The sequence below is a fragment of the Acidovorax sp. GW821-FHT11A03 genome (assembly GCF_058809075.1).
The window spans coordinates 84370-97579 of the sequence record NZ_JBXASG010000010.1; the positions used below are offsets into that span (position 1 = coordinate 84370).

Genomic DNA, 13210 nt, shown 5'->3' on the forward strand with positions numbered 1-13210 from the left:
GTACTGGAAGGAAGGCTTAGACGTGGATCGTGCGCATGTACCGGCTGATGCCGATGCCCACTTTGGAGGGGTCCTGCAGCAGCTCGCCCTCGATGTCGAGCGCACCAAAGCCCTTCTTAACGATGGATAGCTGCTTGGTCACGCCCTGACTCACGCGCCACATGTCCATCACCACGGGACGGCCGCTGTCGGCTTCGTTCAGACCCGCAAAACGAATCCGCAGCTCGGGGGCCTTGGCGGTCAAGGCTTCGATCACCACCTGGTCGGCGTAGCCGTAGCTGTAGGTAATGGCGTCAGCATCAGCCAGGCCTACGGCATCGGCGCGCACCCAAATGCCCTCCGGCAGCAAGTCGAAGTTGCCCGCAGCAGGGACGACGTCCGTACCCTTCTTGACCACCAGATTGGTGATATTGATGTGTGGCAGAGGGATCAGCGCGCCACGGCGCACAACGCCAGGCACATCTGCCACCGTGCCTGCATCCTCTGGGCTCACCGTGCCCAGCAGCGCACGGGCGTAGTTCACGATATTCAGATCAGCCAACTTGGCCTTGAACTTCACGCCTGTGACGCGGCGGATTTCGGCGTGGGTGCCGCCGCCGAGAGCCGTCATGTCTGGCTGCTTTTCCACTTCCTCGGTCTGCTCCGTGCTGGCTTCCAGCACGTTGCCAATGGGTTCGAGAAAGCCGGACGCCGAGAACGGCGCCATGTAGAACTTGCCCACGAGGCCGCTGGGGGCGTAGGTGCGTTTGGTGATTTCGACTGCTGCCATGGTGGCTCCTATTGCGGTTGACTCTTGTGGAAAACGGTCTCGACCAGGAAGGCCGAGGGGATGTACTGAAACCCTGCGGAGTACTTGGCCCCTGGCGGGGTTACCAATGCCAGGGGCTTCGTTGCGCCCTGCACCTGCGCGCCTACCAGGGCACCCGTAACTCGGGCGAGCAGCAGGCCAGCATCCTGGCGTGCGGCGGCACCGCTCCGGGCCTTCGCCACGTTGCGCACAGCCGCCACTGCCAGCCAGGTGTGCTCTAGGCGCAATGCAAGGCCTATGTCTTCGGCAACCCGATAGCCGCTGTAGACGATGTGAACCGCAGGCGTGTGCTGGGCGCTTTCAGCTACGCCAGCCAGGTCTGCCGCAGTCAGCACATGCACGGCCGGGCTCATGCCCTGGACGGCGCTGCGCACCAGCTCCACCAGGCGCGGCTCCAGCGCCATGAAGTTGTTGCTCTGCTCAACGGTTTGGCCGCTGGTGCTCATGCGAAACCCCGCAGCGTGTCGTCGGTGATCTGGCGGGGGCTGAAGCCGTAGTGCACCTCGGCATCGCCGGGCGCATCGCCCGCCACCAAGGTGCCAGGGGTTCCGCCCCACGGGCAAGACAGCACCGCCTTGCCTTCGGAGATTTGCAGCAGCTCGCGCTCGGCGGCCTTGTAGCGCAGGTAAACCTCGTGTTCCGGCGCCAGGTTGCTGTACAGGTAGTAGCGCGCCACATCACACACCACGCGGGTGATCTGGGGTGGCGCCACCAGCTCCACGGCGCCGGGGTTGCCGGGCACGGGGGCGGGCTTGCTGCAACCGGTCAGCGGCAGGCGGTACACGCGGGCCACAAAGCTGTCGGCAAATGCCTGGGCATCCTCCAGAGCACGCTCAGCCTTGGTTGCGTTCACGGTCTGCAGTTCCGGGTCGGTGAGCTGGATGAGTTCCTGCTCGCCGAAGCGGTTGACCATGTCCTGCACAGTGGCGTAGATCATTGAAGGCTGCGCCCGTGGCTATCAGGCGTGAACGTGCTTGTAGAGCTGCACTTCGATCAGCTGCCCGGCCTGGGTGGCTGCGCCCAAGGCTCGCCCACAGTGGTCGGCCGCAGTGCCCGCAACAGCCTTGCCATCGGTGCCCACCTTCACGTACACGCCGAAGCCAATGGCGGCCTCTGCCTCGACAAGTGCACTGTAGCCCGTGGTCAGGCTGACGGCCTCGCCGATATCGGCGGCGTTTTCGGTAACGCCCTGGCAGTCCTTGGCGCCACCCGCGATGGTGGGATAGCCGCCGTCATAGGCGGCGAAGCGATGGGCGGCCAGCACGGCCGTGGCCACGATGGTCACTGAGTGCTGCTTGTCGAACTGCCGGCCAGTGTTGTTTTGCGATGCCATTGTGTTTGGCTCCTGAAGTTATGGGGGTGCGGTGCGCTGCGCTTACTTGCGCGCGGCGGGCTTTGCAGCGGCCTTCGCAGGTGCTGCGGGTGGCTTGGCCACCGGGGCAGGTGCCGGGGCGGGTGATGCCGTGGTGGTATCAGCCGCCGTGGCAGACGGTGCAGCGCTGGCCGATACCGCCCCCGCGTCGCTGCCGTCGCCCACATTGGTGGATGCGCGCTCTTGCAATGCGCGCTCTCGCGCGGCCTGGAACGCCGCCTGTGTCGCTGCGGTGGCGCGGGCGTCTGCCTTGAAAAGTGCGGCCGTGTCGGCGGGGTTCTCTGCAGCCCCCGATATCAGCAGCTCGCGTTCATCGTGTTTGCTCAGCTCGGGGAGCTCTTCGCCCGGCTGAATGATCGTGCGCGCGCCGTTGACGAAGACGGCAGTGGCGACCAAGGCAATCAGTTTTCTCATTGGGAAATTCCTTGTGCTTTGACTGCCCCGAGGCGCGACGGCCTCGGGGGGTTCTCGCTTGCTAAAAGTGGGGCTGGAATACAGCCCCTGCGGCGGTTTATTTCGGGTTGGTGAACAGGAAAGCGGCGGTGTTGTAGGCCACGTTGGGCTTGCGCTCGTAGGTGGCGCCGTAGATCCAGCTCTTGGTGCCACGGTCGTAGTCCGGCGTCTCTGCAAACGGATGGCCTTCGATCACGTTGGTAAAGCCAAAGGCTGGCTGCGCAAGGCTGATGTCTGCACTGCCGTTGCCACCGATCTTGGGCACGTAGGCCAAGATGGCGTTGTTGCCCCACACGTCGCGGCCAGTGTCGGTTTCGTCGATCCACACCGCATCGCCCACCACGATCTCATCCACTTTGAGGATGGTCTTGAGCTGCTCGTGGGTAGCAGGGCCCATCTGCGTAGACGGCAGGTAAGAGCGCACTTCTGGGTTCGTCACCAGCGCGCTCTCTGCATCGGCCGACAGAGTCAGCTTGTTGGGGCGCTGACCGATCTTCTTGCGGATCACGTCGCTGGCCGCGCGGATGTCTGTCACGGGCGTGCCGGTTGCCGCGCTCCACTTTGTGGCGCCAGCCAGTGCCAAAACATGGCCCGCTGCATAGGTGCCCGCCGTGGTTGCCAGGGTGGCCACGTCGATCTCGTAGTCCAAGGCCAGGATATCGCTGGCCGTGGTCATGGCGATGCGGCTCACGTCCAGGTAGTTGCCCACGTTCAGCTTGCGGCTCTCATCGGCCTCGCGCAGCAGCTCGCGCGGCATAGGAACATCCACCGCGTATTGCTCGACCGAGTAGGTCTTGCCCTCGAACTTGATGTTGACGCGCTTCGTTGGCCCGCCGGGCGCGCGGCGCAGGTTGTAGCGGCGCAGGCGCTCATCACCCAGCTGGGCAAGTTGCACGCTGGAGAGTGCCTGGGGCAGCCGGGGGAACAGCTGCTCGGCGACGTAGTTGCCCTGGCCCATGCCCAGCAGCAGGTTGGTCAGGATGGGGTTTTGCTTGAGCCGGATCTCGGCAAGGGTCATGGTCATGGTGGACTGTTCCTGGTGAAGATGTGGTGCGTTGGGTGTCGTGGTGCTACCGGGGCGCGATCAGTTCGTGAACGACGCAGTGACGGCGGTCAGTGCCTCGGAGTAGTTCACCTTGTGCTGGCGCATGTAGTCCTGCGCGGCCTTGTCGATCTCGGCGTCGCTCTTGCCCTTGGCCGCGCCTGGCTGGGATTGGCTGGCGATACGGCCGCCCGCGAACTCACCGAAGTTCACAGCGGGCTCTGCTTTGGCGATCAGGTCTTGCAGCCACTGGGCCGGGCTGACCTTGCGGGTGGTGTCGCCTTCTGCGAACTCCACGGGCTGGGCGTCAGCCAGCACCTCCAACGTGGCCACGACCATGGCCTTGTCCTTGGGCAGCACGCGGCCTGCCTCCACCTGGGTTTCAGCGAAGGACACGAAACCGGCTTTGCGGTCTGCGCGGGCCTTCTCGGCGAAAGATGCTGTTGCGGCTTCGGCTGCCGTGGCACGTTTTGCTTCGGCAACGGCTTTCGTTTCAGCTTCTTCGCGGGCTTTCTTTTCTGCAGCAAGCTGCTCCTGCATTGCTTTGATTTCTGCTTCAGTCATGGATAGAGACTCCTGGGGGGGTGACGGTTCGGCGGATTCGGAGAACGAGACGGCGCCGCCTGCGTCGTCTTCAGAGAACTGGATGTCTTTGAGCCCCGCAATGGCCGGGGGCTGTGCGCCCAGGAACGCCACATGCCGCAAGTACCACTTGCCGGGCGTTGGGTTGTTGGGCGCCTGGGGCGGGTAGAAGGACGCGCTGCGCTTTGGAAAGCGCTTGGCCGCCACCATCTCGGCGAACTGCGGCTCTACGTTGTGGGGGGTGATTGCCAGCACGCCATCTGCGTTGCGGCTGACGGCCTTAACCCAGCCGTAGGCCGGGAGGTTGTCCTTGGGGTGGCCCACAGTGAGAGGCGCTTCGCGCAGCGCGGGGTTGTAGCTGGCGGCCATGCCGTCCACGTCGGCATCGCTGAAGTTGTGCGCCACGCCCTGGTCATCAATGTGGCGCCCCGGCCGGAAAATCTCGATGCCAGCAGGCAGCGTTACGGCGGATGCGGCAGTGGTGGCGGGCTTCTTGGAGGGCATAGCCGCTACTGTCGCGGCCATTGAGGTGCAAGCCCAAATGCCGCGCACCACAGATTTGCAGCCAAGAAAAAGCCCCGCGCGCGCGAGGCAGGCGGGGCAGATATGCGGGGGCGGTTTACTGGGTCAGTCTAGCGGCAGTGTGCCTTGCCGCAGCGCGATTTGCTCACGGCGCCAGGCGCGCTCAATGTTGCGCACCCGGCTGACCGTGATGCCGGTTTCGTCGGCCACCTGCTTGTAAGACTGCCCTTGCTCAAGCAGCTCGACCACCCGGCGCGCGCGGGCGCTGCTCATAACATCGGCCCCCACCGGTATGTATGGCTGAGTACCGCCTTCGTCCTGCGCCAACCCTAGCATCAACGCCACGGCCAGACTGGCGAGTGCTGCCGCAGACACCGTGCCAGAGCCTGGCGCAGACAGCAGTGTGATGTAGTAGCTGGTGGCAAAGCTGCGCCACACATCGGGCCAGCTGGCGGGCATCAGCGCCTCCAGCGGTTGCAGCTGCTCTTGCGTCAGCTCGGTCAGGTTAAGGCGGTCAAACATGTCATGCATGGGTTACATCACTTCCTTGCGTTGCTGCCAAGACTTCAGCGCTTCAATGCAGGTATCCAGCTGGGCCGCATTTGCAAATGCCAGCGCGCTCACATGCACCGTGCGGGCCACCCAGGCGTTGAGGGCTTTCGGGCTGGTGTCATGGATCAGGCCGTCGCGGTGCAGCTGGTGCCAGAGCGCCCACACCTTGCGCTCTCTCGGGCTGGCCTCGGCCTTGGCCTGGGCAAAGGTGCGAGCGGGGGCGCTTCGGCGAACTGGTTTGACCACGCCCATACGCGCGCCCAGGTTCTGCAGGTGATCGCGCACAACCTGGCGCTCCTTGTCCGTCATGTCCTTGGTGCTGGTCTTTTTGGTCAGGCTCTGCAGCAGCGCGCGGTAGTCATCGTCCGAGAGCTGCAGCTTGGACTTGAGCACGTGAATGGCTGCAATGTGGTTTGCCATGGCGCTCAACCCAGCACCAGCGGTCCAAGCCACCAGTTCCAAAGCCCCAACAGGCTGAAAACCAGGAAAACCCATTGCTGCACATGCAAAGGCCACTGGCGCTGCCAGGCACTCACCGTGAGCCAGCTCACGTTGCTGACCAGGAACGCGCCGAACCCCCAGCCCGGGTAGGAAGGCATTGCCAGCAACAAGGCGCCCAGCATCCCGAAGAATGCAGCTAGGCAGGAGAGGAAGAAAGCCGGGGTCAGGCAAGAGAGGACGAGAGCCACGGTCAGGGCGGGGATTTTCATGATTGGGCTTGTGCGGGTTTTGGGGGCCTGGGAGCCTGTCAGGCCCCAATCCCCCGCGTTTTCAAATTGGGACGATTTGGGAGGGGTTTGCGGCCTTTGGCGGGCGATTCGAGGGGGCGGTCAGGACTGCGGCTCGCCACCCAGTGCCTCCACCACGTCAGGGATCAGCTTCACCAGCTCGCCAGTGGCGATGGCCACGTCAGCATCAAACCCACCGTCGTCGGCCTTCGTGCCCTCGAAAACGGTGTCGAGGAACTGCACCTTGCGCAACTGCAGCTCGCTGGTGAGCACAAACGACACGCGGTCATCCCAGGTCAGCGCCAGGCGTGTGGGCAGCTTGCCCGCGTCGATGTGCGCTTGCACCTCCTCAATGTCCAGCGGGTGGCGGGCATAGCGCACCACTGCCTTGGACTCGTCTGCGCTCTTGAGTTCGCACTCGCGGTCCACCGTGAAGCCAACGGGTGGCTCTTGTTCTTTGAGCCAATGGGCCATCGCTGCCTGGGGGCTGGTCTGGGTCTGGAGCAATGACACTGACAAACCGGGCAGCGCTTCGACCAGCAGGGTGACCACCTCATCCGCACGGCCCTGGCTGGAGGTGTCCAGCGCCAGCAGGCGCGCGACCGGGTCGATCCACACCCACATAGAGGCTTGCTTGGTCAGGGCCATGGGCAGCAGGCCCAGCTTGGCCTCGTCTTTCAGCTCCTTGGTTTCCTTCTTGCCGGGCTTGCGGCCGGTCTCCTGTTCGATGCGCGCGGCCTTCTCTTTGACCTTGCGGGCCAGGGCGCTGCCTGGCAGCACCTTGGCTTCAGCCATGAACCGAAGCATCCATTGCCCGCCCACGGCCTCCGCCAGTGCGCCGTGCGCCTCGCCACGGGGCGGAATCCAGCCCACCGACTTTTCTTGTGTGGCGCCGCACTCGGCAAAGGGCGCCTTTGCAAGCGCCTGTTCGACCTGGTCAAGGGTTGCGGACCACTGGGGGGCGATGCGGTAGATGATGAGGTTTGCGAACATGTGTTGCTCCAGGTGAAAAAGAACCGGTGTTGTCGGACACCGGAAACCGGGTATCGCCGCGCCAGCCCCTTGCGGGGAGGAGGTCACGTGGTGATGGAAAGGGACATCAGCACGGTGGCACTCGACACCTGCGGCAGTTGCGGCCCTGTGGAAAGACCGTGGCACACACCGCTTGCCACACCGGCCTACGCGCCCCAAGGCGGCCGGTTGCGCGTTGCGAGTCAATCGGGCTGTTCGTGCCTGAACCCGTTGCCGTCAATGTGGACGTTCCTGGCTAGCAGCGGCTGCGCTGAACGCCCCTGTACACCCTGGTTTAGCTCGGCCTGGCGTCCAGCGGCCCGGCCCTGGTGCCAGTCGTTGTGCGTGACGTTCTTGCCCTTGACACGGCTTTTGATGTCAGCGGCTTCCAGGCCCGAGTGGTTTTGCTCCATGTAGCGGGCGATCAGGGCCGCATCCCGCGCGTTGCCAGCGAACTGGTCCAGCTTGTCGCTCACACCTGCGATCCAACCTTCGGCGTACAAGTCGCCGCGCGCCACCTTGGTCTTGGCTTTGCAGTTCTTGCTCTGCAGGCCGATGTAGCGGCGGCGATCCTTCGCGCACTGGCGAGCCAGCACGTCGAACGCATAGCCCGCCACCTCCGGCGCGGCCCCCATGCCCACGAACACGTAGAAGCGTTTACGGCGCAACTGTCGGCCACCACCTAGCTGCAGGCGCTGCGTCGTGAAGGTCTCGCAACCGAAAGCCCGCGCCACCATGAAAGAAAGGGATGCTTCCCAGCGCACCATGGGCACGTTCTGCGCTTGTTGGCGCACCTCCGCCACGTCGGCCAGCGTCAAGTCTTCCTCAGACAAACCAAACTGCGCCATGAGCTTCTGCGCCTGGCGCATTGCCGCTGCGGCCTCGTGCGCCTCCGGACTGGCGGCGAGAGCCAAGCACTTCTTGATCTTTTCAAGTGCTTCGTCGCGGGTCATACCGCCCCCCCCTTTGCGCAACGATCCAACTCGCAGCCGGAGCCATGTCCAGGGCAGCTATCGCAGTTCACCAGATTGGGCTGCGCCCGTCCCTTGGGCTCGTGCTGATTGCAGACGGCCATGGGCTTGGTGCGGAAGCCGTAGCGCCCACACTCGGTTTCCGGCCAAGCAACATCCTTCGTGATCTGCACGGACTTCGCGCAGTTGCGGCAGTTGTCGCGCTGCGCCGGGGTGCGGTAGCCAATGGCGAGCAGGCGGGATTGAATGCTGCCCATGGTCAGGCCTCATCTTCCTGGCCAGTGGCAGCCTTGAGCAGCGCATCGACCATCTTGTCCACCTCGCTGTCCACAGGCCTGACCACGGTCTGGTCGCCAGCTTCGGACAAGGTGACACCGATCTTCTTCAGCTCAGCGGCTGAGAGCCGAGCCAAGGCCTCCTTCACAGGCGCTTCCTTGGTGCGGATCAGCACGTCGGCCTGGTCGGGCAGGTGCTTCTTGATGCGGGCGACGACGGAATCCGCGTCGTCAAAGCTGAGGGCGCCCTTGCCCTTGGCATAGCCCACCTTGATGCCTGCAAACACCTGGGTGCGCGGCCTGACAAAGCATCCAGGGTTGGCCTCCACCAAGGCGCGCAGGGCGGCCTCGGTTTCTGCAGCGCGGGTCAGGGCACGCTTAATGCCCGGCAGGTGTTCGCGGCGCAGCGCGGCCTGGGCGTCGGTGAGTGCTGTCACACGCTCGGCCAGCAGGTTGCGGGCTTGGGCATGCACTTCGGCATTCTTGGAGATGGTTTCGAGTGTTGTGGCCATACAGGGCTCCAGTTGGTGAATGAGGGAGGAGTCAGCAGCGGTAGCCCACGCTCGGGCAGCTGCGAAAGTCCAGGGAGCCAGCGCGCAGCGCCGGGCCGCGTGCGGGGACGTAGTTGCCGGACATCACATCGACGCGGCGCGGCAGCGCCACGGGCGCGGCCTGGGCTGCCTCGTAGGCGGCTTGCTCTGCGCGTTGCGCATCGGTGATGCCGCTCCATGTCCGGCCGTCGCCGTATCCGTCGCTATGCAGGCGACCTTCGGCGGCCAGGTATTGCAGGCGTTTGCGCAGGGCCAGCAGCGCGCAATCCTTTGCTGGCTTGCCGGGGTACACGTCGCGGAACACTTCGGCCAGGCTGAGCGGGCGCGCGGCGTTTGCCAGGTGGTTCTCGATGTAGTCGTTCAGCGCAGCGCGGCTGAGCTGGGCGGTAGTGGCTGCGGTCATTGCTGGGTGCCTTTCTTGGCTTCGATTTGTTGACGCATGGCGCGGACGGTGGGGGACATGCCAGCGGGTGCCGGTGCGGCAGGTGCTGGCCGTGGTGCGGGGGGCTGCACCAGGTCGGCCACGCTCTTGGGGCCGTTGACGGTGGCGGCGCGGGGGCCGGTGCGCAGGTCTTGCTCGCGCTGGCGCTCGGCCTGGTCTTCGTGCTTGTCGGCCATGCCTGCGAGGATGGCGAAAAGGTAGCCGTGGCCTTTCATGGGCAGCTCCAGGCGCTGGGCATCGCGGGCGGCAAGCATCTGGTCGATGGCCATGGCCCAGGCAGTTCGCGGCGCAGGCCAGTCGCGGCCCTTCCAGCTGATGGCCTCGCGCTCAAGGTCGGGCAGCAGTTGCAGGATCAGCTTGATCTTCTTTGCCGCCGTCAGCCGTTGCTTGGGCGGGGTGAACAGGCCGAGGTACTGCAGCACACGGCCGCCCAGCGGGATGCTGACGGCTGCCAGGCGGGCCAGGGCGCGCTGGTCGCCCTCGTGGGCAAACAGCACGGCCAGGTCCAGCTCGGTGCCGCAGACGGGGCAAGACAGGTCAGCGCTCACAGGGGCCAGCCTTTCGCCTGCAGCACACCGGCCGCAAAGCCGATCAAGCCAGAAACCGCCAGCAGGGCGATGGCCTCCAGCACCAGGCGGCGCCAGCCGGTGATGCGGCGTCCGCGGCGTGGGCCGTGCTCCACTGTGCCGGGGGCAAAGTAGTAGCCACCAGGCGGCAGCGACTCGGTGTCGTGATGGCAGGTGCGTGGGGCGCGGTTCATGCTGCGGCCCCCCGAATGAACATGGCCGCCACGCTGCGCGCCTCCGGGAAGTCCGCCAGGGTTTGCAGCACGGCTTCGAAGCCATCGGCAAAGATGCCGGTGCAGCGGCCCCGGGAGCCGTCCGCCATGGTGATCTTGATGCGGTAGATGGCCATGGCTCAGCAGCTCCCGATGACCTGGGCATCCACCTGGGGCCAGCCAGCGCGGGCTGCGGCGTTCATGGCGCGGCAGACGAGGTTGTTGACCACCAGGGGGTAGCACTCGCTGCGGGCATCGGTGGGCTTGCCACCGCGCGGGATGTGCACCAGCCGGGCGCGGATGGCGTCGGCCGCGTCAGGGGCGAACACGTCCTCATACTTCATGTCGAACCGGGCGAACTTGTGGCGCAGGTAGCCCTCCAGTTCGGCGTCCAAGGGCTCCAGCTCGACCACTTCGCAGCGCTGGGCCACTTCGCGCACATCGGCGTTCTGGCTGGAGAGACGGTCGCGCAGTTCGGGCTGGCCGATCAGCGCCACGCCGATCAGGCGCTGCATGCCGTCCTTGAGTTCAATAAAGCGCTTGAGGTGCTTGAGCGTGGCGCTGGGCAGGCAGTGGGCTTCTTCGATCACAAGGAGGTGGCGGCGGCCTGCGCGGCGGCTGGCTTTGAGCAGGTCGTGCACTTGGCGGAACCGCGCCTCGGGGCTGCTCTTGACCTTGAGCTGGGGGTCCAGGCAGGCAGCAATGGCCTCGGCAATGTGGCTCGACTTGAGCGTCTTGCCCTTCTGGTCGCTGGCTTCCATGGCCAGGACGTAAGGGCGAATGATCACGATGTCGCGCTTTTCGGCCTTGATGCGCTCTTCCAGGTCTTCGGCCAGCGTGGTTTTGCCCGCGCCGCTCTCGCCCACCACCGCCACAAAGCCGTGGTGCTGGGCGCAATCGGTGAGCGTGGCGCGCACGTAGCGCACGCTGGACGTCTGGTGCACATCGTCAGGGCTCTGCACATCGTCCTGGAAAGGGTTGCGTGGCAGGTTGAAGTGCTTGCGGGCTTCGGGGCTCAGCGCGGTGTTTTGCAGTAGCATGGTTTCCTCCTCGGGGGTTTCGGTTGGTTTCGGGACTTCAGGGGCGGCCTCGGTGAGGTACGAACTCACCGGGGCCAACTTCTTTGCGGGGGTGAACAGGGTCAGCAGCTGGGCGGGCGTTGCGCCGTGCTTGCGCAGGCATGCCTCCAGCGACTTGCGGGCCGTGGTTTCACCACGGGCGGGCCATACGCCATGGACAACCAGGCGGCTGAGGGCCGAGCGGCTCAGGCCGCTATCGCGCCGCACCTGTGCCTGGCTGACGCCCAGCGCATCGAAAACAAGAGCTAGACTCATGCGGCCCCCCCAGCCACCACGCGCAGGCCGCTGCGCACGGTGAGGCGGGCCTGCAAGTCCTGCAGCTCGTCTTCGGGCACACCGTCTGGATACCAGGCGCGCACTTGGGCGCTGGTCTCGCGGGTCATCGTGACGCCCAGGCGCACCAGCTCGGCGGCGGCCTCAAAGGGGCTGAGCACACGGGCCGGGGCCTTTTGTGTGGATACAGTGGTCTGCAGGTCCGTGCCACGGCGTGGCAGGAAGGTGCGCTCGGGCGCCTGATCGATGACCTTGCCGGGGTCGATGCGGCCACCAAAAGGAACGGCCTTGGCCTTGCGCTTGGCTTCGGCCTCGGCATCGGTGGTGGCGTCGTAGGCGAAGCGGTCCACCTCCTTGCGGTTGGCTTCCAGCTGGGTGTCTGCGGGGCGCTTCCAGTCTTCGCCGATGACGTTTGCATCCGTGCGAAACCCAGCGTCGTCGCGCACTACCAGCGGGATGCTGTGCAGCACTTCGTTGCCTTCGGCATCTGTGTCCACCACCATGGCAGCGTCCAGTACCCAAGGGTTGAGCGTGATGTGCAGCTTCTCGCCCACCATCACGTTGGGCACACCGCGAACGTCGAACTCGCGGCCCTTGTAGGAGACGGTCAGGAAGTCGGTGACCTTGCGGGTCTCTGGCGACTCGGTGAGCAGGGCCTGGCAGATCTCGACCGGAGGAGCCACACGCAGCTGCTCGGCTGTGATGGTCATCCAGGCGTCATACCGGGTCTTGCCGTGGCGGCTGTGCACCTTGGTGGCGTTGAACCACCGTGCCCAGCGCTGGGCCTGGGCGTTCAGCTCGGCCAGGTCGCGCACGGGGCGCAGGCGCAGGCCGCTTTCGAAACTGCGTTCGATCAGGTCGCGGGTCTTTTCGACCTGGCCGGTGGCACGGGCGTTGCCCGGGGCGTGGGCAATGGTCTTAACCTGTAGGCGCCGAGCCAGGTTGGTGAAGAGGCCGCTGGTGTTGGCACTGCCCATGTCCATCATCAGCACGAAAGGCACACCGTGGAACGGGTCGCCCTCGCGCTTCTGGATGGCGTTGATGAAGCAGTCGGCCAGGTTGGTGCCGCTCTCGGCGCCCATCACGTACTGCAAATAGATGGATGAGCTGGTGTGGTCGGATATTTCGTAGCTCCAAACCCGGTCGGCCTCAATGCGCTTGAGGTTGGCGGGCTTGTTCTTGTAGAACTTGTCCCGCTCCATCACCTGCAGGCCGCTTTCCGACTCGGTGCGGGCGTTGAGGTAGTACAGGACGCACAGGCTGGCATCCACCTGCCAGACGTGGTTGGGGTGCAGGCTCTTGAGCTCCACAGCGGGCGTGGGGCGGTTGAGCTGGTCGGGGTGCAGGTTGTAGTGGCGCAGTGCTCGGGCAATGGCGCTGTCGCTGAGCGGCACCAGCTCGCCAGTGACAGGGTCGGTGCGCTCGGCACGCACTTCGCCATTGGCGCGCATCACTTCCACTGCCTGGCCAATGGACATCAGGCGCTTGTTGGATTTGCGGTGGCTGGTCATGAGCGCGGCGCTGATGGCCACGGCTTCATCACGGGTCAGCGACACATCGCCTGCATCGCTGCGCTTCTTGCGTTCTGGCTTCACGGTGATTTTTCCAAGGTGGCGGTGCAACGTTGCGGTGCTCATTCCCAGCTCGGCGCAGGCCGCCTCATAGATGGCCTGCTTGCCGCCGCGTGGCGCCGCCTGTGCGGCCTGGAGCACCTGCGCCAGGCGGCCGACGATCACGGGGTTGAGCGACATGGGTTGGTGGGCCTCTGCGC

20 protein-coding genes are annotated in these 13210 nt (G+C 65.2%); all 20 read right to left on the bottom strand.

Going from position 1 to position 13210, the window contains the following annotated elements:
- Nucleotides 1-16: 16 nt before the first annotated feature.
- The gene (locus AC1RVY_RS23005; RefSeq protein ID WP_492808340.1) at nucleotides 17-769 is read right to left on the bottom strand and encodes a phage tail tube protein; all 753 of its coding nucleotides are present in this window, start codon (nucleotides 767-769) and stop codon (nucleotides 17-19) included.
- Nucleotides 770-777: 8 nt separating this feature from the next.
- The gene (locus AC1RVY_RS23010; RefSeq protein WP_492808342.1) at nucleotides 778-1254 is read right to left on the bottom strand and encodes a phage tail terminator protein; all 477 of its coding nucleotides are present in this window, start codon (nucleotides 1252-1254) and stop codon (nucleotides 778-780) included.
- A complete protein-coding gene (locus tag AC1RVY_RS23015) occupies nucleotides 1251-1745 on the bottom strand; it encodes a gp436 family protein (RefSeq protein WP_492808344.1) in 495 nt (164 codons plus the stop codon). Before AC1RVY_RS23015 ends, AC1RVY_RS23010 begins: the two co-directional genes overlap by 4 nt.
- Nucleotides 1746-1766: 21 nt before the next feature.
- Complete coding sequence (locus AC1RVY_RS23020) at nucleotides 1767-2141, bottom strand: capsid cement protein (protein ID WP_492808346.1); 375 nt, start codon at nucleotides 2139-2141, stop codon at nucleotides 1767-1769.
- Nucleotides 2142-2183: 42 nt separating this feature from the next.
- Nucleotides 2184-2594: a hypothetical protein gene (locus tag AC1RVY_RS23025; RefSeq protein WP_492808348.1), complete on the bottom strand. Its 411-nt coding sequence runs from the start codon at nucleotides 2592-2594 to the stop codon at nucleotides 2184-2186.
- A 97-nt stretch (nucleotides 2595-2691) separates the two neighbouring features.
- Nucleotides 2692-3657 (bottom strand): hypothetical protein, encoded by a 966-nt coding sequence (locus AC1RVY_RS23030; RefSeq protein WP_492808350.1) that lies wholly within the window; start codon nucleotides 3655-3657, stop codon nucleotides 2692-2694.
- Nucleotides 3658-3717: 60 nt separating this feature from the next.
- Complete coding sequence (locus AC1RVY_RS23035) at nucleotides 3718-4761, bottom strand: hypothetical protein (RefSeq protein WP_492808352.1); 1044 nt, start codon at nucleotides 4759-4761, stop codon at nucleotides 3718-3720.
- A gap of 123 nt (nucleotides 4762-4884) precedes the next feature.
- Entirely contained in the window at nucleotides 4885-5310 is a 426-nt protein-coding gene (locus AC1RVY_RS23040) for a helix-turn-helix domain-containing protein (protein WP_488833631.1), read from the bottom strand.
- A 3-nt stretch (nucleotides 5311-5313) separates the two neighbouring features.
- Nucleotides 5314-5751 (bottom strand): phage protein GemA/Gp16 family protein, encoded by a 438-nt coding sequence (locus AC1RVY_RS23045; RefSeq protein ID WP_492808353.1) that lies wholly within the window; start codon nucleotides 5749-5751, stop codon nucleotides 5314-5316.
- 5 nt (nucleotides 5752-5756) lie between these two features.
- Nucleotides 5757-6041, bottom strand: a complete 285-nt coding sequence (locus tag AC1RVY_RS23050; RefSeq protein WP_492808354.1) for a hypothetical protein — start codon at nucleotides 6039-6041, stop codon at nucleotides 5757-5759.
- A 120-nt stretch (nucleotides 6042-6161) separates the two neighbouring features.
- Complete coding sequence (locus AC1RVY_RS23055; protein WP_492808356.1) at nucleotides 6162-7052, bottom strand: recombination-associated protein RdgC; 891 nt, start codon at nucleotides 7050-7052, stop codon at nucleotides 6162-6164.
- A 221-nt stretch (nucleotides 7053-7273) separates the two neighbouring features.
- A complete protein-coding gene (locus AC1RVY_RS23060; protein WP_492808358.1) occupies nucleotides 7274-8023 on the bottom strand; it encodes a DUF2786 domain-containing protein in 750 nt (249 codons plus the stop codon).
- Entirely contained in the window at nucleotides 8020-8298 is a 279-nt protein-coding gene (locus AC1RVY_RS23065) for a hypothetical protein (RefSeq protein WP_492808360.1), read from the bottom strand. The genes AC1RVY_RS23060 and AC1RVY_RS23065 overlap by 4 nt, the downstream gene beginning before the upstream one ends.
- 2 nt (nucleotides 8299-8300) lie before the next feature.
- Nucleotides 8301-8828: a hypothetical protein gene (locus tag AC1RVY_RS23070; RefSeq protein ID WP_492808362.1), complete on the bottom strand. Its 528-nt coding sequence runs from the start codon at nucleotides 8826-8828 to the stop codon at nucleotides 8301-8303.
- Between the two features lie 31 nt (nucleotides 8829-8859).
- Nucleotides 8860-9270 (bottom strand): hypothetical protein, encoded by a 411-nt coding sequence (locus AC1RVY_RS23075; protein ID WP_492808364.1) that lies wholly within the window; start codon nucleotides 9268-9270, stop codon nucleotides 8860-8862.
- Nucleotides 9267-9857, bottom strand: coding sequence for an HI_1489 N-terminal domain-containing protein (locus AC1RVY_RS23080; RefSeq protein ID WP_492808365.1), 591 nt, complete (start codon nucleotides 9855-9857; stop codon nucleotides 9267-9269). Before AC1RVY_RS23080 ends, AC1RVY_RS23075 begins: the two co-directional genes overlap by 4 nt.
- The gene (locus tag AC1RVY_RS23085; RefSeq protein ID WP_492808367.1) at nucleotides 9854-10069 is read right to left on the bottom strand and encodes a hypothetical protein; all 216 of its coding nucleotides are present in this window, start codon (nucleotides 10067-10069) and stop codon (nucleotides 9854-9856) included. The genes AC1RVY_RS23080 and AC1RVY_RS23085 overlap by 4 nt, the downstream gene beginning before the upstream one ends.
- On the bottom strand, nucleotides 10066-10224 hold the full coding sequence (locus AC1RVY_RS23090; protein ID WP_492808369.1) for a hypothetical protein: 159 nt from the start codon (nucleotides 10222-10224) through the stop codon (nucleotides 10066-10068). The genes AC1RVY_RS23085 and AC1RVY_RS23090 overlap by 4 nt, the downstream gene beginning before the upstream one ends.
- 3 nt (nucleotides 10225-10227) lie before the next feature.
- Nucleotides 10228-11421: an ExeA family protein gene (locus tag AC1RVY_RS23095; protein WP_492808371.1), complete on the bottom strand. Its 1194-nt coding sequence runs from the start codon at nucleotides 11419-11421 to the stop codon at nucleotides 10228-10230.
- A complete protein-coding gene (locus tag AC1RVY_RS23100; RefSeq protein ID WP_492808373.1) occupies nucleotides 11418-13190 on the bottom strand; it encodes an integrase in 1773 nt (590 codons plus the stop codon). Before AC1RVY_RS23100 ends, AC1RVY_RS23095 begins: the two co-directional genes overlap by 4 nt.
- Nucleotides 13191-13210: the final 20 nt, after the last annotated feature.

Coding starts and splice junctions, on each gene's coding strand:
- AC1RVY_RS23005 (WP_492808340.1), bottom strand. CDS start 769: ATGGCAGCAGTCGAAATCACCAAACGCACCTACGCCCCCAGCGGCCTC.
- AC1RVY_RS23010 (WP_492808342.1), bottom strand. CDS start 1,254: ATGAGCACCAGCGGCCAAACCGTTGAGCAGAGCAACAACTTCATGGCG.
- AC1RVY_RS23015 (WP_492808344.1), bottom strand. CDS start 1,745: ATGATCTACGCCACTGTGCAGGACATGGTCAACCGCTTCGGCGAGCAG.
- AC1RVY_RS23020 (WP_492808346.1), bottom strand. CDS start 2,141: ATGGCATCGCAAAACAACACTGGCCGGCAGTTCGACAAGCAGCACTCA.
- AC1RVY_RS23025 (WP_492808348.1), bottom strand. CDS start 2,594: ATGAGAAAACTGATTGCCTTGGTCGCCACTGCCGTCTTCGTCAACGGC.
- AC1RVY_RS23030 (WP_492808350.1), bottom strand. CDS start 3,657: ATGACCATGACCCTTGCCGAGATCCGGCTCAAGCAAAACCCCATCCTG.
- AC1RVY_RS23035 (WP_492808352.1), bottom strand. CDS start 4,761: ATGCCCTCCAAGAAGCCCGCCACCACTGCCGCATCCGCCGTAACGCTG.
- AC1RVY_RS23040 (WP_488833631.1), bottom strand. CDS start 5,310: ATGCATGACATGTTTGACCGCCTTAACCTGACCGAGCTGACGCAAGAG.
- AC1RVY_RS23045 (WP_492808353.1), bottom strand. CDS start 5,751: ATGGCAAACCACATTGCAGCCATTCACGTGCTCAAGTCCAAGCTGCAG.
- AC1RVY_RS23050 (WP_492808354.1), bottom strand. CDS start 6,041: ATGAAAATCCCCGCCCTGACCGTGGCTCTCGTCCTCTCTTGCCTGACC.
- AC1RVY_RS23055 (WP_492808356.1), bottom strand. CDS start 7,052: ATGTTCGCAAACCTCATCATCTACCGCATCGCCCCCCAGTGGTCCGCA.
- AC1RVY_RS23060 (WP_492808358.1), bottom strand. CDS start 8,023: ATGACCCGCGACGAAGCACTTGAAAAGATCAAGAAGTGCTTGGCTCTC.
- AC1RVY_RS23065 (WP_492808360.1), bottom strand. CDS start 8,298: ATGGGCAGCATTCAATCCCGCCTGCTCGCCATTGGCTACCGCACCCCG.
- AC1RVY_RS23070 (WP_492808362.1), bottom strand. CDS start 8,828: ATGGCCACAACACTCGAAACCATCTCCAAGAATGCCGAAGTGCATGCC.
- AC1RVY_RS23075 (WP_492808364.1), bottom strand. CDS start 9,270: ATGACCGCAGCCACTACCGCCCAGCTCAGCCGCGCTGCGCTGAACGAC.
- AC1RVY_RS23085 (WP_492808367.1), bottom strand. CDS start 10,069: ATGAACCGCGCCCCACGCACCTGCCATCACGACACCGAGTCGCTGCCG.
- AC1RVY_RS23090 (WP_492808369.1), bottom strand. CDS start 10,224: ATGGCCATCTACCGCATCAAGATCACCATGGCGGACGGCTCCCGGGGC.
- AC1RVY_RS23095 (WP_492808371.1), bottom strand. CDS start 11,421: ATGAGTCTAGCTCTTGTTTTCGATGCGCTGGGCGTCAGCCAGGCACAG.
- AC1RVY_RS23100 (WP_492808373.1), bottom strand. CDS start 13,190: ATGTCGCTCAACCCCGTGATCGTCGGCCGCCTGGCGCAGGTGCTCCAG.